Below are 18225 nucleotides of genomic sequence, written 5' to 3'. Positions count from 1 at the left end.
TAGGCCATGTCTCTCGACCTAGCCCCCGCCTCGCTTGATGTCCTCCCAGCGCGCGGAGACCTCGTCGGCACTCAGCCCGGCCGCCTCGGCCCGCTGTTCCTCCGTCCCGAAGACGTGCGGGTTGCGGCGTCGCATCTTCTCGGCGAGACCGCGTACGACGTCGTCCATGGTGAACTCGCCGGCCTCCTCCGCGATCGCCGCGTGGAAGTAGACCTGCAGGAGCAGGTCGCCGAGCTCCTCGCGCAGGTGCTCAGGGTCGCCCTCCTCGATCGCCTCCGCGACCTCACCGGCCTCCTCGTGCAGGAAGGGCACCAGCGACTCGTGGGTCTGCTCGCGCTTCCAAGCGCACTCGGCCCGGAGCTGCCGCATCATCGCGGCGAACTCCACGAGCGGCTCTTCGGCCATCAGCCGCAGCGCTGCGAGTCGGGCAGTGCGCCGGCGTAGGCGGTGTCCGGCGTGCTCGCGTCGGCCTTGGTGGCGGTGTCGCTGAGGGCGTAGGAGAGGCTGGTGTCCTCGAGGACGGACTTGCCGTCGACGATGTCGACGCCGTACTTCGGGTCGATCTTCACGTCGTGGTCGGCGAGCCAGGCGAGGAAGACCTTCGCACCGGCAGCCTGGGCGTCGTCGGCGCTGGCCGAGGCGCCGAGCTCGGCCTTGCCGACCGAGATCTCGGCCGCGTTGACGTAGGTCTCGGCACCCTGGACCTCGATCAGCGCGTCGCGGGCCGAGTCGCTGAGCTTGGCGAGCGAGTCGTCCTGGCGGGCGGCGGCCTCGGCCTTGGTGTAGGACTCGTCGACCGTGACGTCGTGCTCGGCCATCATCTGGTCGGCGGCCGACCGCAGCGCGATGCTGCTGGCGACCTGGGCGTTGAGGTAGTGGTTGGGCAGGACCTGGCCCTGCAGCTGGGGCTCGGCTGCTGCGCAGTAGCCGGCCGCGACGTCCGCGACGTGCTGCACGCTCACCGTGTCGTCACCGACCCGAGCCGCGACGCCCGGGTTGAGGTCGGGCGTGGACCCACACCCGGTCAGCAGCACGGCCGACACGACGGCCAGACCGGCCAGGGCACCTACACGGCTCACTTGCTCTCCTGAGGGTCGATGACGGAGTCGATCACGTGGCGCGCCCATTCAAGCAGGGCGATCCCACTGATGGGCTGACCTCCGATGACGGCGGTCTGCGGTCGCGGGACGAGGATCGTGCTGACCGGGGCCTTGACGATCGACTTCGGGTAGAGGCGGTTGAGGCGTACGACGCGCGACTCGGGCAGGTCGACCGGCGCGAACCGGACGTTGCGCCCGGCGATCGTGATCTCGCCGATGCCGGCCTGGCGTGCCCGGGCCCGGAACCGCGCGACCAGGAGCAGCGAGACGACCTCGACCGGCGGCTCGCCGTAGCGGTCGAGCATCTCCTCGTTGAGCAGGTCGACGTCGTCGTCGGAGCGCACCTCGGCCAGCCGCTTGTACATCTCCAGCCGCAGCCGCTCGCTCGCGATGTAGTCGTGCGGCAGGTGGGCGTCGACAGGCAGCTCGACGCGGACCTCGTTGAGCTCGGGCTCGCCGCCGTCGCCGCGGAACTCGTGGACCGCTTCGCCCACCAGCCGGACGTAGAGGTCGAAGCCGACGTCGGCGATGTGGCCCGACTGCTCGCCTCCGAGCAGGTTGCCGGCGCCGCGGATCTCGAGGTCCTTCATGGCGATCGCCATGCCGCCGCCGAGGTCGGAGTGCTGGGCCAGCGTCGCGAGCCGTTCGTGGGCGGTCTCCGTGAGCGGCTTCTCCGGGGGGTAGAGGAAGTAGGCGTAGGCGCGCTCACGGGACCGTCCGACGCGACCACGCAGCTGGTGGAGCTGGGAGAGACCGAGGGTGTCGGCCCGCTCGATCACCATCGTGTTGGCGTTGGAGACGTCCAGGCCGGACTCGACGATCGTCGTGCAGACGAGCACGTCGAAGCGCTTCTCCCAGAAGTCCAGCATCACCTGCTCCAGCTGGTGCTCGCCCATCTGGCCGTGGGCCGTCGCGACCCGCGCCTCGGGGACCAGCTCCTTGATCCGGGCCGCCGCCTTCTCGATCGAGCTGACCCGGTTGTGGATGTAGAAGACCTGGCCCTCGCGCAGCAGCTCACGGCGTACGGCGGCGACGATCTGCCGGTCCTCGTAGGCGCCGACGTAGGTCAGGACCGGGTGGCGCTCCTCCGGCGGGGTGGTGATCGTGGACATCTCACGGATGCCGGTGATCGCCATCTCGAGCGTGCGCGGGATCGGGGTCGCCGACATCGACAGCACGTCGACCGACGTCCGCATCCGCTTCATCTGCTCCTTGTGCTCGACGCCGAAGCGCTGCTCCTCGTCGACGATGATCAGCCCGAGGTCCTTCATCCGGATGTCGGGGTTGAGCAGCCGGTGGGTGCCGACCACGATGTCGACCGACCCGTCCTGGAGCCCGGCGATGACCTCGCGGGCCTCGGCGTCGGTCTGGAACCGTGACAGCCCCTTGAGCACAACGGGGAAGCCGCTCATCCGCTCGGTGAAGGTGCTCAGGTGCTGGGTGACCAGCAGCGTCGTCGGCACCAGCACGGCGACCTGCTTGCCGTCCTGCACCGCCTTGAACGCCGCACGCACCGCGATCTCGGTCTTGCCGTAGCCGACGTCGCCGCAGACCAGCCGGTCCATCGGCATGGTGCGCATCATGTCGCCCTTGACCTCGTCGACCGTGGTCAGCTGGTCGGGCGTCTCGTGGAAGGGGAACGCGTCCTCGAGCTCGCGCTGCCACGGGGTGTCCGGGCCGAAGGCGAAGCCCTGGGTCGCCTGGCGCGCGGCGTAGAGCTTGATCAGCTCGGCCGCGATCTCGCGGACCGCCTTGCGTGCCTTGGCCTTGCGCTTGGTCCAGTCGGCGCCGCCGAGCCGGTCGAGCGAGGGCTGCTCGCCACCGACGTAGCGGGTGACCTGGTCGAGCGCGTCGGCGGGGACGTAGAGCCGGTCCGCCGGACCGCCGCGCTTGGAGGCGCCGTACTCGAGGACGAGGTATTCGCGGACCGCTCCCCCGACCTCGCGCTGCTTCATCTCCACGAAGCGCCCGACGCCGTGCTGCTCGTGGACGACGTAGTCGCCGGGCTTGAGCTCGAGCGGGTCGATCTGCTTCTTGCGGCGCGCGGGCATCTTCCGCATGTCGCGGGTCGAGGCCTTCTGGCCGGACAGGTCCTCGCCGGTGAGGACGACGAGCCGGTTGGTCTCGTCGACGAAGCCGTGGTCGATCGCGCCGCAGGTGACCGTCACGACGGAGTCGGTGAGGTCGGCGGCCGCCTGGATGTCGTCGACCAGGCGAGCGGGGACGTCGTGCTCGGAGAGCACCTCCACCATCCGCTGCGCCGGGCCGTGTCCGGTGTGCAGGACCACGACCCGCTGACCGGTCTGGCGCCAGCGGTCGATGTCGGCGATCGCGCGCTCCATCTCGCCGCGGTAGGCGTCGACGGAGGTCGCCGGAATGGTCCGCGTCGGCACGAAGTCCAGGTCGGGGAGGTCGGGGAGGTCTTCGGGCGACTCGATGCCGAAGGGGCTCACGCTCCACCACGCCAGGCCACGGGCGAGGGTGTGCTCGCGGACGTCGCCGATGGAGCGGTACGACGCGGCGCCGAGGTCGATCGGGGCGGTCCCGCCGCCGGCGGCGGCCGCCCAGCTGGCGCCGAGGAACTCCTCGCTGGTCGCGACCAGGTCGTGGGCGCGACTGCGGGCGCGCTCGGGGTCGAGCACCAGCACGTGGGTGTCGTCAGGCATCAGGTCGACGAGCAGCTCCATCTCGTCGACGAGCACGGGCGCCAGCGACTCCATGCCCTCGGCGGCGATGCCGGACGCGATCTTGTCGGTCAGCTCGAGCAGTTGCGGGTGCTGCCGGCCGAGCTCGGCCGCCCGCTCCCGGACCTCGTCGGTGAGCAGCAGCTCGCGGCACGGCGGCGCCCAGAGCCGCTCGACCTTCTCCAGGGTGCGCTGGTCGGCGACCGAGAACGAGCGGATCTCCTCGACGTCGTCGCCCCAGAACTCCACGCGCAGCGGGTGTTCCTCGGTCGGCGGGAAGACGTCGACGATGCCGCCGCGGACCGCGAACTCGCCACGCTTCTCGACCAGGTCGACGCGGGAGTACGCCGCGGCCGAGAGCCGGCGTACGACGTCGTCGAGCGGAGCCGAGTCGCCGGGCGAGAGCTCGACCGGCTCGAGGTCGCCGAGCCCCTTGACCTGGGGCTGGAGCACCGACCGCACCGGGGCCACGACCACCTGCAGCGGTCCGTTGGAGGCGTCGGTCCCCGGGTGGCACAGCCGGCGCAGCACCGCGAGCCGGCGGCCGACCGTGTCGCTGCGCGGGCTCAGCCGCTCGTGGGGCAGCGTCTCCCAGCTCGGGTAGTAGCCGATGGTGGCCGGGTCGAGCAGGTCGCCGAGCGAGCCGACCAGGTCCTCCGCCTCACGCGCGGTCGCGGTCACTGCCAGCACCGTGCGGCCGGCGCCCACCAGGCCGGCGACGACGTACGGCCGCATCGCCTCGGGACCGGTCAGGTCCAGGGTCGGCACCACACCACCGCGGGCGTCCGCCATCGCGGTCGCGAGCGTGGGGTCGGCGAGGACGGCGTCGGCAAGGCCGGACAGGTGCACTGGGGCTCCGAAGGTGGGGCGGACAACACGAGAGCCCCCGGTCAACGAGTGACAGGGGGTGATGCGTCGAGTCTACGACCGCCCACCGACGGTCGGCTCACTCGTCGGTCTCGACCCCGCCGGCGTCCTCGTTGCACTCGATCTGGGGCGGCTCCTCGCCGGGGAACGCCATCAGGCTGAACTCCGGGAGGTGGTCGCCACGCAGGTCGAACGAGAGCGCCGACCTCCGCGTCGTGGCGCCGTCCGGCGAGCGGTAGAGGTAGCCCGGCTCGTCGCGGAAGCCGAGGGTGTACATGCACTGGTCGAAGGTGGTGATCTCGAAGACGGGCTCCCCCAGGTCGTCGACGTCGTCGCGCAGGGCGTGGATCCGCGACCGCAGGGTGTCCGGGCGATCCTGCCGGTCCGGAGCCTCACCGGGGTCGGTGCCGCACTCGCCCTTGCCGAACGGGTCGTCCTGGCCGCGGAACGCCAGCACCTGGTAGTCGGGGTCCTCCCACTCGCTGTGGTCGAGGTCGACGGCCGGGTAGTGCACGCGCTCGTAGGGCCAGAGGCCCTGGTCGACGAGGTAGCCGAGGTCCTGGTCGGCGTCGCCGGCCTCGGTCATCGGCAGCCAGCTCAGGCAGGACTCCCAGTCGTCGAACCGCTCCGCGCGGGCGTCCACACGGTCGAAGAGTCGCTCGAGGCGACCCACCCGATGACGCAGGTGGTGGGGGTGCTTGACGTGGTGGAGGCCGGGAGACCGGGCGTCCGCACCGGTGCCGTTGGGGTCCGTCGGCGCGCTCAGGCACCGGCGGTCGGTCGAGAGCCGCAGCAGACGCCAGTCCGGGTCACCGGGACCGGTGTGGCGCACCAGGGCGGGCCGGGTGTCGAGACCGGTCCCGTCCATCTCGTCGTAGAGGAAGCCCCACCGGTGCTGCCGGTCGCCGACCCGGTCGACGCCGAGGGAGGTCATGCAGCTCTCCAGCACACCGAAGCGCCTGGCCTCTCGGTCGAGCCGGTGCAGCCGCTTCGCGAGCGCGGCGATCGAGTGGCGGACGTGGGACGGGTGGTGGTGCGGCTTCAACCGGAGAGGAGCGACCGGGGCGAGCACCTGCTGGACGTCGGGGACCGGCCGGTCCGGGAGGTCGAGGTCGGGCGGTCGCACGATCGGCGTCTGGACGGCCCCGACGTCGCAGGCACCGCCCGTGTCGCGCAGGTTGCCGAGCGTGTCGCGGGCCATGACCTCGTCCCAGTCGACCCAGCCGTCCAGCAGCTGGCCCGCCGGCAACGGATCGGGGAGCGTGCCGGCGCACGACCCGCTCGGGATGCGGTCGATCGCCGGGCTGCCGGACTTCGGCACCAGCACGAAGCCCAGCGGGTCAGCGTTGACCTGCTCGAGCATCGGGTCCGCGCCGAGGAGGTCCGTGGCGCCGTCCAGGTCGCAGGACGGGTCGGCGACGTTGTTGTAGCCACCGGAGCTCGCGGCGTACACGCGACAGCTCCGGACGGTCGGGATGGTGTCGCCGGTGACGCCCTCCGTGGTCGGCGGTCCGATGATCGAGCCGAAGGCGTCCAGCCGTCCGGCCGACCCGACGTCACCGCCGACGGAGGCGATGTTCCGCGTCACCGTCGACCCGATCAGCGTGGTGCGGCCCGCCGACAACAGCCCGCCGCCGTCGCCCTCGGCGTAGTTGTTGGAGACCGTCGAGTTGATGACCACCAGGTTGCCGCGCGCCCAGATCCCGCCACCGGCGTGGGCGACGGCCAGGTTGCGGGCGACGTTGGAGTTGACGACGAGCACGTCGGCCTCGCCCGAGATCGCGCCACCTCGGTCGTCGGCACGGTTGCCGTTGAGCGTCGAGTCGTAGATCGCCACGTCGCCGTCGAGCGTGAAGATGGCGCCGCCCGGACCGTCGGCGTCGCTGCCGTCGACGAGCGACCGGATCACGGTGACGTCGCCGTCCTCGTCGGCGTAGAGCGCTCCCCCGTCGCCGTCGGTCGTGTTGCCGTCGACCCACGAGTCGACGACCAGGATGTCGCCGGTCGATCCGATGGCGCCGCCGGACCCGTCGACCAGGTTGGCACTCATCACCGAGTCGTAGACCTGGACGCCGCCGCGCCGCGCGTAGATCCCGCCGCCGTCGTCGTTGGCGAGGTTGCCGTTGATGTGGCAGCGGTAGGCCGTCACCCGCCGCATCGAGAAGACACCGCCGCCCGGCTCCTCGGACAGGTTCTCCTTGATCCCGCAGTCCGACAGGAGGATCTCGCCGCGCGAGGTCAGCGCAGCGCCAGGTCCGTCGGAGCCGCCGCGGGTCAGGGTCACGTCGCGGATGTCGAGCCAGCCGGTGCCGTCCTGGCGCAGCAGACGCTTCTCGAAGCAGGACTGCCGGAGCGTGTGACCGTGGCCGTCGAGCACGAGCGGGTACGGCGACTCGCGGATCGGGTCGCCGAGGTGGCAGTCACGCAGGACGATGTCGGCACCGAGGTCGATGCGGGTGGTCAGCGGGTCGCCCCAGGCGGCACGCAGCTGGGTCTCGGTCGTCACCAGGGCGTCGTCGGCCCTCGCCGGGCCCGGCACCATGACCAGGCAGCCAGCGACGATCGCGACCACCACGAGGGCGGCCCGATGGGCCCACATTCGATCAACGATAGAAGTGAACGGCCTCGTCGGCAGGCGTTCGGCCCAGTCGGTCGGCCAGTCGGTCGGTCAGCCGGTGCGGTCGGCGTACGCCGAGGCGGCGGCGTAGACGGAGTCGACGTAGGCCTGCGCGTGGTTGTAGGAGAAGATCGCGTCCGCCCAGCCGGAGCCCGATCTGAGGTCGTAGCCGTCGGCGCAGAGGTAGCGCGCCGCGGCGGCGGCCGCGTCGTCGAGGTCGTTCGGGTCGGCGGTGCCGTCGCCGTCACCGTCGGTCGCCCAGGTCTCCCAGGTCGACGGGATGAACTGGAGCGGGCCGACCGCGTGGTCCCACCGGAGGTCGCCGTGCCAGGCGCTGGTCTCGGGGGTCGCGGGGATCGCGGCCACCTTGCCCTTGCCGTTGAGGGCGGGGCCGAGGATCGGCGTCGAGGAGTGCCCGTCCTCGCCGAGGGTCCGGCCGCCGATGGTGCCGTGCTGCGACTCGACCCAGCCGATGCCGGCGAGCGTGGTCCAGCCGACGTCGCACCCGTCGGGCTCGGAGAGCTGGGCGTTGGCGTAGGCGCGGATGGCGGGCGCGGGGATGCCGGCCTTCGCGGCGGTGTCGGCCACCCACTGGGCGTCGACCGTGGTCGGTCCCGAGCGCTTCTTCGAGCCGTGGTGGTCAGCAGCCGCGGCGGGCGCGGGTGCGGCAGCGCCGACGTACGGCTGCTGGGTGCCGACCACGATGTCCGGACGCGCGAGGAAGGACTGCGACGCGACGTACCCCAGCCCGGTCACGAGGACCAGGGCCGTGCAGAACGCCGCGATGAGGCGGCCGGGGTTCATCGGTCGATGCACACGCAAACGCTAAGCCACGAAGGGCCGCCGACCCTCATCCGAACCGACCGTGGACGTAGTCGCTGGTGCGGGGGTCCTGCGGGCTCTGGAACATGGCTGCGGTGTCCCCGTGCTCGACGATCACGCCGGGCGTGCCCTGCGACGCGAGGAAGAAGGCGCAGGTGTCGGAGACCCGGGCGGCCTGCTGCATGTTGTGGGTGACGATGACGATCGTGACCTCGCGGGCGAGGTCCTTCATGGTGTCCTCGATGACCCGGGTCGAGGTCGGGTCGAGGGCGGAGCAGGGCTCGTCCATGAGCAGCACCCGGGGCTTGATCGCCAGGGAGCGCGCGATGCAGAGCCGCTGCTGCTGACCACCCGAGAGGCCGCCGCCGGGAGCGTCGAGGCGGTCCTTGACCTCGTTCCAGAGGCCGCCCTTGCGCAGGCAGGACTCCACGAGCTCCTCACGGTCGGACCGCGAGGCCTTGGTGCCGGTGAGCTTGAGACCGGCGAGGACGTTCTCCCGGATCGACATCGCCGGGAACGGGTTGGGCTTCTGGAAGACCATGCCGATCGCACGCCGGGCGTCGATCAGCCGCTTCTGGGGGTCGTAGATGTCCTCACCGTCGAGCAGCACCTCGCCCGCGAGCTGCGCGGACGGGACCAGCTCGTGCATCCGGTTGAGGATCCGGAGGAACGTCGACTTGCCGCAACCGGACGGGCCGATCAGCGCGGTGATGCCACCGGCCGGCATGGTCAGCGAGACCCGGTCCAGGACCTTGTGGTCACCGAACCACGCCGTGATGTCCTTCGCCCGGAGCTCGGCAAGCGGAGCGGCCGGGACCGGCGGGAGCGTCGTGGTCTCGTCGATTGCTGCACTCATGTCGTTCGTTCCTCGTCGTGCGTTGAAGATGGGGTGCTGCGGGTACGACGCGCGCCGGCCCGGCCCGAGACGGGCCGACGCGCGTCGGTGGGCTACTTCTGCTTGATCGAGAAGCTCTTGCTGGAACCCGCGACCTGGTCGTCGCCGGCGTAGACGGCCTTCAGGGAGTTCTTCCCCTTCGACAGCTTCAGCGTGAACGTGGCGACGCCGTTCTTGAGCTTGGCGGTGCCGAGGGTCTTGCTGCCCTTCATGATCTTCACGGTGCCGGTGGCGGTGGCGCCGTCGGCGGTGACGGTCACGGAGCCCTTGGCCTTGGCGCCCTTGGCGACCGTGGCCGGGAACGACTCCGCGAGCTTCGAGCCGGTCTTCACGGTGAGGGTGGCGTCGCCGGTCGACGGGTCGAACTTGGTGCCCGAGGCCGGGACGAACTCCGCGGTGTAGGTGTGCTCACCGGGGGTGACGCCGGTCAGGGTGGCGGTCGCCTGGCCGGAGACGAGCGGAACCGCGCTCGCGACCTTGGTGTCACCCTCGAAGAAGTCGACGGTGCCGGACGGCGAGGTCGAGCCGCTGACGGTCGCGACGATGGTCGCCGACTTGGCCTTGGGGCTGGTGGCCTTGACGCTCGTGGTGGTCACGATCTGCTGGTTGATCGCGAAGTTCGTGACGCCGCTCTGCGTCGCCTGGCCGCAGACGCCGCCGTTGTCCGGGGTGGCGAGCTGCTGGAAGCCGGCCGCCTCGATCAGCGGGCGGACGTCGGTCGAGCAGAGCGCACCGTCGACACCGAAGAGACCCTGGGCCCAGGTGCTGCTCAGGTCGGCGCCGCGGACCACGTTGTAGAGGGCGCGGTCCGCGCTGAAGCCCGTCTCGAGGTGCAGGGTGGTGCCGAGGAGACCGGCACGGCCCTTCGAGAACGGCGCGATCGCGTTGGCGTCGTTCTTGATCGCGGAGTCGTCGTGCTCCTGCACCTCGGCGACGTTCTTGCCGAGCGTGACGTCGACGCCGCCGTTGAGCGCCTTGAGCTGGGCGACGAAGAAGCTGCGCGTGCCGGAGCCCGCCTGCGGGATCTTCGGGGCGATGACGCCGGCCGTGCCACCGATCTGCGACCAGTCGGTGGTGTCGCCCTTGTAGATCGAGACGATCTGGGCGCCGGTCAGGGCGGTCGGGGCGTGCGAGGGCGTGCTGCCCGAGACCGCCATCACCAGGGTGTCGAGGGCGAACGGGAAGGCCTGCAGGCCGGCCGAGGTCTCCGCGGTGCTGTTCGCCGAGGACGAGCGGGCGAAGTCGACGTCGGTGTTGTTGCCCGCGCCGTACAGGAGCGCCTTGCCGGCACCCGAGCCGTTCGGACGGGCGATCGCCTTGCTCGGGAGCGGGATGTTGCCGCCACCGGTCGCGGCGTACGTCGCGACCTTGAAGGGCGCCTTGCCGCTGGCGTTGACGGCGTCGGCGAAGAGCTTGACCGCGTGCTGGCTGGTGTCGGAGCCGACGCCGATGACGTCGGCGGTGGTCGGGACGAAGGTGGTGTCGTCGGGGTCCACGACGTCGGCCGCGTGGGCCGCGCCAGCGGACAGCGCGATCGCGGATCCGGCGAGGGTCGCGGCGATCACGCCTGCGAGGGTCTTACGTACAAACATCCTGGTTCGCTTCCTGTGATGGGTACTGCCTGTGTGGGGTGGTGCGGTGGTGCTACTTGCGGATGCCGCCCGCGGGCGACCGGACAGTCAGATCAGGTTGGGCAGGAGCCGCATCACCACATCCGTGGAAGCCCAGGACAGTGCGATCACGAGGGGGGTTGCGACCACCCACACGAGCACCGTCGACCATCGCTGACGGGCGGCGACGACCCCGAGGGTCAGCGCCAGGAGCAGGGCCAGGCAGAGGGCGAGGAGCGGGAGTGCCCCCTCGTCCGCGGCCATCGCCTTCTCCGAATCGGGAACCGCCGCGGGGCGGCCGGCCGGTGCCGGGAAGCCCTTCTTCGCGTCGGCGTCGACGTAGACGACGGAGTCCGGCGTGATCGCGCCGAGCCGTCCGTTGCCCTCCGCCGTGACGAGGGTCAGCCGGGCCGCGCCTGTGGCTGGCGGCTGCGGTAAGGGGTCTCCGGCGCGCCGGACCCCGTCGACCGTGAAGACCTTGGTGCCCTGGGCACTGACGACCTGGATCTTGTCGCCTGCCTGCAGGTCGGTCAGCTTCGCGAACGGCCCGCCGTACGTCGTCGCCCGGCCGTAGACGACCGAGACGCCGGCCTGGCCGGGCAGCGGGGTGTCGCGACGGTGGCCGGGACCGACCAGCGTGTCGCCGGAGGCGGTGCCCTCGACCACGACCTGCTCGAGGCCGATGCTCGGGATCGTGACCAGCGCGACCGGGTCGCCGACCGGCACGATCGGGCCGAGCGGTGACTCCATGCCCGGGGTGCCCGCGACGACGTGGCGGAACTCGTCGTAGAGCAGGTCCTGGGCGCGGTGCTGGGAGATCGAGCCGAGGAAGAGCATCTGCGCGGCCATCCAGAGGCAGACGATCGCGATCATCGTGAAGGACGACGACAGCACCGACGACGCGGCCTCGGCCGAGCCGAGCGGCCGCTCCGGAGCCGGCGTGCGCGCGGGCCTGGGCTTCCCCGCGGGCCTCGGGGGCCGGGGAGCCTTCTCCTGCTGGCCACCCGAGCGGCGACGCCGTCGCGGCTGCTGCTCCGTCGGAGGCTGGGAGGTCGGGTCCATGGTGGTCGTCATCGACGTCCCCGGATGACGGGTACGGCGACCCGGAACACCGCCGTGACGACGCAGCCGATCGCGCCGAGCAGGATGAGCAGCGGCAGCAGGCCTCCGGCCAGGTCGGAGCCGACGGCCTCCGTCGCCGGCATCGGCGCGGCGGCCGGTGGGACCGACGGCGTGGCCGACGGGCTCGGGCTGCTCGAGGGCTCCGTGTCGTCCGGCACGCCCGGCGGGGTGATCCCGCCACCGCCGGTGTTGCCGCCGCCGGCGTCGCCGCCACCGGAGGGCCCGTCGGTCGGGCCGGTCGCCGGCTCCTTCTGGGCTTCGATCGCCGCGGCGACGTCCTGCGCAGAGTCGTAGAGCTTGGCGGTCGGACCGCTCTTCTCGATCGGCAGGAAGCCCTCGGGCAGCTCACCGTTGCCGGAGCCCGGGCGCTGGCCCTCGGTGGTCGAGATCCGGATGAACTGGCCGACCTTGTCGGCGTCCTCCTGGTCGAGGTTCTGGAGCCGCGCTGCCGTGTAGACGACCATGGTGCCCGGGTAGGCGTCCGCGGACTTGCGGACGTCGGCCTGGTCCAGCTCGAACGGCTGGTACTTCTTGGCCTGCTTCGACAGCGCGACGGCGGCGCCCAGCGACTTCGACGTGGGCTCGACGAACGTGCCGGGCTTGGTCTCGAGCGCCGCGTTGCGCAGCCCGTAGCGGGCCGAGTCCCCGAGGCTGACGACGCCGAGCATGAACCGCGATCCGAACGACTGCCGGTCGATCCGGCCGAGCTTGTAGAGCCCGGTCGAGGGATCGAAGTCGCAGCGCGTCTGCACGTTGGGCCACGCGTCGAGGAGCGCCTCGGCGATCTTGCGCATGGTCGTCACCGGGGCGGCGATGTCGTTGAAGTAGATCGACGGGTTCTTCTGGCGGCAGTCGCTCTGCGTCTTGGGGATGTAGCTGTCGAGCAGCGGCCAGAGCGCGGTCGGCAGCTCGAGGTTCTTGTAGACGGGGTTGATCACCATCCCCCACGGGTCCTTCTTCCCGTGGAGGAAGGCCATCGCGTCCTTGTCCTGGGTGATGTAGTCCGTGAGCTGCTGGATCACGTCGGAGGAGTTGGAGAGCGAGAGGATCGTCGCGCCGACCTCCTGGCTGATCTGGCTCAGGCCGGGGTTGAGCTTGATGAACTCGGGGTCGTTCATGATCGCGACCGGGTTGTCAGCCATGCCGGGGTGCCCGCGGCCCAGGTCGGACCCGACGTACGACTGCGTGAAGAGCTTGAGCAGCAAGCGGGCGTTGAGCCGGAGGTCGCCGTACTCGCCGGCGTTGTCGGGCCTGTCGATCTGGTAGCCGACCGAGAAGCCGGTGACGGCGGTCGGTGCGTAGCCGACCGGGTCAGCACCGCGGCGGGGGTGGGTCGAGGAGACCTCGGCGGCGACCCCGATCCCGGACTCCATGTTGTTCCAGCCCGCCTCGTCGGACATCTGGTTGAGCTGGAACTTGAAGCGGTCCTTGCGCAGGCAGTAGGCCGGCGACCACTGCAGCGCCGCCTGGGCGAGCAGCTCGGAGCCGTAGAAGCCGGTGGGCGCGCGCGGGTCGAGGATGTCGCACGTGTCCGGCGGCAGGCCGAACGTGATCGGGATGGAGAAGCGGTTCTTCCAGTTCGAGGCCGACCACCACAGCGCGGGCGACACGGCCTGGTCGACACCCTCGTTCGCGAAGTTGCTGGAGCCGGGCGTGAAACGGCCGCCCTTGCGGCAGGCCTGGTCGGCGCGGGTCATCGGGTCCGACGGCTGGTCGCAGCTGAGGCCGGCGATCGGGATCACGACGATGGTGCAGGCGACCTTGTCGTTGCAGCCGAGGGACTCGTTCTCGATGTCGCTGCGGACCTCGAACTGCACCGAGCCGGTGCCGTCCGTGTCGGTGAACGCCGCCAGCTCGGCCGGCGGGAAGGCGGCGCCGATGGCGGCCTCCGGCGGCATGTGGTCGGCGTCGCAGGCGGGGTACGTCGTGCCCTTCGCGGCCACGAACGGGGTCAGGTGCGTGTAGTAGCCGTCGGTGTCCGCGGTCGGGCACTCGTCCTTGGACGGGAACGGGTCCATGCCCGACACCCGGCCCTTGTCGGCCTCGTCGGCGTCGACGTCGTGCGTCCACGCCGCCTCGCCGTCGGAGCGGGTGATCTGCGAGCGCTCCGCGACCGAGGTGGTGAAGCATGTGTCGGGCTGGAGCTGCTTCGCCTTCGGGAGGCTCGGGTCGTCCGTGCCCCGGCACTGCATGATGACGACCGGGTACTCCTGGTTGAGCCCGTTCTCTCCGAAGGGGTTGCTGGCCCGGCCGCCGCTCGGCTGCGCACCCTTCCAGCTGATCTTGATCCGCTGGCGGCCCCGCAGGTCCTGGGTCTTGTTGGCGGAGACCGTGACGGTGTGGGTCGGGAACGCGTAGGTCGATCCGTCCGGCTGGACGAACGTGCGGGTGATCTTCTTGGTCTCGGTCCAGGAGTCGTCGTTCTTCGCGTGCGCCGTCTTGGCGTGGTCGACCGCGACCGGCTGGGCGACGGCCGCGGCGGGCACGACCAGCACCGAGAACATCAGGGCGAAGAGGAGGCAGCGCTTCACGGCCGTCCTCCGGCCTTCACGAAGCGGCGGCGACGCTGGGCGACGACGAAGAAGCCGGGGACCAGGACCAGCGCGAGCAGCTCGAGGACGGCCAGCCACCCGAAGGTGCGCTCGTCGATCGTCCGGTCGGCGACCAGCTCGGTCGGGTTCGCGTAGATCGCGTCGCCGGAGGTCGTGGTGCCGTCGGTCCCGGTGCCGCCGCCGGCCGGCAGGCCGGTCTCCGGATCGATGTTGCCGGGTGCGTCTCCGCCGCCGCTTCCGCCACCACCACCGGTGCCACCACCGGTCCCGGCGCCACCGTCGGTGCCGGTGCCACCGTCGGTGCCGGTGCCACCGCCGCCGTCAGGCGTGTTGGGGTTGGTGCCGGTCTCGGTGCCGCACGGGCCCTCGCCGACCTTGTCGCAGGCAGCGGGCTGCGGTGCGATGTCGGCGAGCACGTTGTGGTTGAGGTTCTTGCCGTCGAACGTCGGGTTGTTGCAGCTCGTGACGGAGCGGTCGGTGAGGTCGACGGCAGGGTCGGCCTGCTTCAGCTTCGCGAGCTGCGAGAACCCTGCCTGCACCAGGTTGAGCGGCAGCGGCGAGTAGCCGTAGGGGCCGGCCTTCGTCTGACCCGCGCAGAGCGAGTAGTACATGAAGTCCGCGAGGGTCTGGCGCTTCGCGGTCGTCATCCGCGGGTCGTCGGAGCCCGTCGGGATGATCATGTAGGAGTACGACGAGATCGGGTAGGCCCGCGGGTCGGGGTTGGTGTAGACCCCGTCCAGGATCTGGGTCAGGTAGAGGTTGCTCGTCTTGTCCTGGTTGATCTTGGCCTTGGTGAGGGCGACCGCGGTGTTGTACTGCGTCGGCTCGACGAAGTAGCCCGCCTTGTTCTCGACCTTGACCACGGGGTAGTCGGCGTTGACCGGGTAGGAGTACTCGACGTAGCCGATGGAGCCGTTGCCCGCGAAGCCCTTGATCGTGTTCATGACCTGGTCGGAGCCGGCCTGGCTGATCATCCGCGTGCCGGGCTTCTTCGGGTAGTACGACGTGAGGCCCGACTGCCCGAAGTAGGGCCGCCAGATGTTCGGGTACTCGTGGTCCATCCAGGTCGTGAACTGCGCGGTCGTGCCCGAGCCGTCCGACCGGACGACCGGCGTGATCGCGAGCGACGGGAACTTGCGGCCGTTGTTGTCCTTGGTGATGGCCGGGTCGTTCCAGTTGGTGATCTGGTTGGTGAAGATCTTCGCGATCGTCTCGCCGGAGAGACGCAGGTTGCGGACCAGGTCGTTGCCGATCTTGAGCTGGTAGGTGAACGCCGTACCGCCCGCGACGATGGGCAGGTAGGCGTACGGCCGGCCGTTGCTCGTGTCGGCCTGGCCGCGCTCGTCGGTGCCCTGGTAGGGGATCTCCGAGATCGCGAAGTCGGTGCTGTCCTGGGAGAAGTCCTTGCGACCCTTGGTCGAGCCGCCGCCGGTGTAGACGACCTTCATGCCGTTGGCGTCGACGTCGGCGATCCACTGCTGGACGATCAGCTCGGACCAGGTCGACCCGGTGCCCTCGATCTGGGCGTAGACGGTCGCGCCTGCGGAGGTGGACGCCCCGATCACGAAGCTCATCGCGATGGCGATGGCCAAGAGCGAACGAATCAGGCGGTTCACGGGTTCTCCTCGGAGGTGACGGGAGGGCTGACGGGGCCCATCTCGACGAGCGGATCGGCGCGGACCATGTCGACCGCGGGCCGACGACGGCGGCTGGTCTTGGTGCGCTTCGGGCGGGCGATCAGGCGGGCGGTGACGAAGAGGATCATCACGATGGCCAGCAGCACGGTGGCCGCGGCGAACGCCCGGGCGATCGCGTTGGGCTCGCCGGAGCGGACCGTGGAGTAGATGAAGAGCGGCAGTGAGTTCATGACGCCGTCGGTGGGGTTGGTGACCAGGAACTGGGCGTTGCCGGAGGTCAGGAGCACCGGGCTCGTCTCGCCGATGCCGCGGGCGATGCCGAGGATCACGGCGGTCGCGAGACCGGGGCGCGCGGTCGGGAGCACGACGTTCCAGACCGTCTTCCACCTGCTGGCACCCAGCGCGAGGCTCGCCTCACGCAGGCCCCCGGGGACGACGCGCAGCACCACGTCGGCCGCGCGGGCGATGATCGGCAGCATCATCACGGCGATCGCCAGCGCGGCGGCCAGTCCGGAGCGCGGGTAGCCCAGCGCCACGATGAAGACCGTGTAGATGAACAGGCCGGCGACGATCGACGGCAGTGCGGTCATCGCCTCCACGACCGTGCGGACGACGCGGGCGAACTTGCCGCCGACCTCGCTCATGAAGATCGCGGTGCCGATGCCGAGCGGCAGCGCGATCGCGACCGCGATCCCGATCTGGATCAGCGAGCCGACGATCGCGTGGAGCACGCCACCCTTGTCGAAGGGGTCCTTGGGACCGACGCCCGACATGTCGTGGGTGTAGAAGTTCAGGTGCATCAGCGGGCGCCACCCGCGCAGCACGACGAACACGACCGCGCTGACCAGCACCGAGAAGACGACGACCGCGCCGACGGTGATGATCGTGGCGGCGACCCGGTCGCGTACCTCGACCAGGCCGCCGGACATGCCCGCGGTCACGGTCGTCACCAGCAGCACGCAGACGATCAGCATGACCAGGAACCACGGCAGCCCGGGCAGCGGCAGCAGCCGCTGGGTGATCAGCCAGGCGAGGCCGGCTCCCGAGGCCCAGGTGCCGATCCGGGAGAACTTCTCGTCGGAGGTCAGCCGGCCGAGCGAACCCCGCGGGACGGCGGGCGCCGCGTCGTCGTCGTAGGACGGCAGGTGCGTCGTACCGACGCTGGTCGCGTCGGTGTCGGGAGCGAGTGTCATCAGGCGTCCGTCCCGGCGCCCGAGCGGCTTCGGTTGACGATCACCGCGGCGACCGTGTTGACGAGGAGCGTGATGATGAAGAGCACGAAGCCGGCGGCGAGCAGTGCGGAGAGCTGCGACTTGCTCGCGTCACCGAAGCGACCGGCGATCAGCGCGGAGACGGTGTTGCCGCCGATCTCGAGCACCCGGCCCTTCACCTCGAAGGACGGGGACAGGATCAGCAGCACGGCGATGGTCTCGCCGAGCGCCCGGCCGAGGCCGAGCATCGTGCCGCCGATGATGCCGCCGCGGCCGAAGGGGATCACGACCGAGCGCACCATGCCCCACTTGGTGGCGCCGAGCGCGAGCGCTGCCTCCTTCTCCCCCAGCGGCGTCTGGGAGAACACCTGGCGCATCACGGCGCACGACATCGGCAGCACCATCATCGCGACGGCGATGCCGGCGCAGAACATGCTGAAGCTGTAGCGGGAGATGTCGACGACCGCGGCGTTCGGGTCGGCGTCGTGGACGTTGAAGAGCGGGAACCACGAGGCGTGCTTGTCGAGCCACACCGCGAAGTCCGCCGCGTGCTCCATCACCAGGAAGTAGCCCCAGAGACCCCAGACGATGGAGGGGACGGCGGCCATCAGGTCGACCAGCGAGACCAGGGTCGACTTCATCGACGCCGGTGCGTACTCACTGATGTAGAGGGCGGTGAGCAGCGCGAGCGGGAACGCGATCGTCATCGCGACCAGGGCGACCATCACCGTGCCGGTGAGCACCGACGCGATGCCGAGGATGTCCGCCTCGGGCTGCCAGGTCGCCTCGGTGAAGAAGCTGAAGCCGTAGTGCTTGATCGTCGGGTAGGCCTGCAGACCGAGGAAGAGGCCCACGCCGCCGGTGATGACGAGCACGGTCGCGCCGACGGCGCGGATGGTGTGGACGAAGACGGCATCCGCTCCCGTCGCCTTGCGCGAGAGCTTGCGGGGACGGACGTCGGTGGACGCGTCCTGCACAGGAAGGGTGGTCACCTGGAGCTTTCTGGCGATGCGCTCGGTGGAGCGGGCTGGTGAAACGCCAGAAGTGTCAGGAGAGCACCGAAACGAACGGCTCTACGAGGGTGAACGACGGGCGAACAGCCCCGCCG

The 18225-nt window shown here is 70.6% G+C and carries 12 protein-coding genes; all 12 read right to left on the bottom strand.

Going from position 1 to position 18225, the window contains the following annotated elements; all coding sequences use genetic code 11:
• Positions 1 to 18: 18 nt before the first annotated feature.
• Positions 19 to 405, bottom strand: coding sequence for a MazG nucleotide pyrophosphohydrolase domain-containing protein (locus ABLE68_RS12510; RefSeq protein ID WP_348871719.1), 387 nt, complete (start codon positions 403 to 405; stop codon positions 19 to 21).
• Complete coding sequence (locus tag ABLE68_RS12505) at positions 405 to 1079, bottom strand: hypothetical protein (protein WP_348871718.1); 675 nt, start codon at positions 1077 to 1079, stop codon at positions 405 to 407. The genes ABLE68_RS12510 and ABLE68_RS12505 overlap by 1 nt, the downstream gene beginning before the upstream one ends.
• Positions 1076 to 4633 carry a transcription-repair coupling factor gene (gene mfd, locus ABLE68_RS12500; RefSeq protein ID WP_348871717.1) on the bottom strand — a complete coding sequence of 1186 codons (3558 nt, stop codon included), beginning with the start codon at positions 4631 to 4633 and terminating at the stop codon, positions 1076 to 1078. Before mfd ends, ABLE68_RS12505 begins: the two co-directional genes overlap by 4 nt.
• 97 nt (positions 4634 to 4730) lie before the next feature.
• Positions 4731 to 7250 (bottom strand): hypothetical protein, encoded by a 2520-nt coding sequence (locus tag ABLE68_RS12495; protein ID WP_348871716.1) that lies wholly within the window; start codon positions 7248 to 7250, stop codon positions 4731 to 4733.
• A gap of 69 nt (positions 7251 to 7319) precedes the next feature.
• Entirely contained in the window at positions 7320 to 8084 is a 765-nt protein-coding gene (locus tag ABLE68_RS12490) for a lytic murein transglycosylase (protein WP_348871714.1), read from the bottom strand.
• A gap of 34 nt (positions 8085 to 8118) precedes the next feature.
• Positions 8119 to 8946 (bottom strand): phosphate ABC transporter ATP-binding protein, encoded by an 828-nt coding sequence (locus ABLE68_RS12485; protein ID WP_348871712.1) that lies wholly within the window; start codon positions 8944 to 8946, stop codon positions 8119 to 8121.
• Between the two features lie 92 nt (positions 8947 to 9038).
• Positions 9039 to 10550 carry an Ig-like domain repeat protein gene (locus tag ABLE68_RS12480; RefSeq protein WP_348871710.1) on the bottom strand — a complete coding sequence of 504 codons (1512 nt, stop codon included), beginning with the start codon at positions 10548 to 10550 and terminating at the stop codon, positions 9039 to 9041.
• Positions 10551 to 10664: 114 nt separating this feature from the next.
• Positions 10665 to 11669, bottom strand: coding sequence for a sortase (locus ABLE68_RS12475; RefSeq protein WP_348871708.1), 1005 nt, complete (start codon positions 11667 to 11669; stop codon positions 10665 to 10667).
• Positions 11666 to 14248, bottom strand: a complete 2583-nt coding sequence (locus ABLE68_RS12470; protein WP_348871707.1) for a hypothetical protein — start codon at positions 14246 to 14248, stop codon at positions 11666 to 11668. Before ABLE68_RS12470 ends, ABLE68_RS12475 begins: the two co-directional genes overlap by 4 nt.
• Entirely contained in the window at positions 14245 to 15885 is a 1641-nt protein-coding gene (locus ABLE68_RS12465; RefSeq protein WP_348871705.1) for a substrate-binding domain-containing protein, read from the bottom strand. Before ABLE68_RS12465 ends, ABLE68_RS12470 begins: the two co-directional genes overlap by 4 nt.
• Positions 15882 to 17099 carry a phosphate ABC transporter permease PstA gene (pstA, locus tag ABLE68_RS12460; protein WP_348871704.1) on the bottom strand — a complete coding sequence of 406 codons (1218 nt, stop codon included), beginning with the start codon at positions 17097 to 17099 and terminating at the stop codon, positions 15882 to 15884. The genes ABLE68_RS12465 and pstA overlap by 4 nt, the downstream gene beginning before the upstream one ends.
• On the bottom strand, positions 17099 to 18109 hold the full coding sequence (gene pstC / locus ABLE68_RS12455; RefSeq protein ID WP_348871703.1) for a phosphate ABC transporter permease subunit PstC: 1011 nt from the start codon (positions 18107 to 18109) through the stop codon (positions 17099 to 17101). The genes pstA and pstC overlap by 1 nt, the downstream gene beginning before the upstream one ends.
• Positions 18110 to 18225 lie beyond the last annotated feature (116 nt).

Source organism: Nocardioides pollutisoli, from assembly GCF_040045055.1.
GTDB lineage: Bacteria > Actinomycetota > Actinomycetes > Propionibacteriales > Nocardioidaceae > Nocardioides > Nocardioides tweenelious.
This window is presented reverse-complemented; position numbering and strand designations above follow the sequence as displayed.

Bases quoted from the DNA above. Each gene is read 5' to 3' on its own strand.
- ABLE68_RS12510 (WP_348871719.1), bottom strand. From the start codon at position 405: ATGGCCGAAGAGCCGCTCGTGGAGTTCGCCGCGATGATGCGGCAGCTC.
- ABLE68_RS12495 (WP_348871716.1), bottom strand. From the start codon at position 7,250: ATGTGGGCCCATCGGGCCGCCCTCGTGGTGGTCGCGATCGTCGCTGGC.
- ABLE68_RS12485 (WP_348871712.1), bottom strand. From the start codon at position 8,946: ATGAGTGCAGCAATCGACGAGACCACGACGCTCCCGCCGGTCCCGGCC.
- ABLE68_RS12475 (WP_348871708.1), bottom strand. From the start codon at position 11,669: ATGACGACCACCATGGACCCGACCTCCCAGCCTCCGACGGAGCAGCAG.
- pstA (WP_348871704.1), bottom strand. From the start codon at position 17,099: ATGACACTCGCTCCCGACACCGACGCGACCAGCGTCGGTACGACGCAC.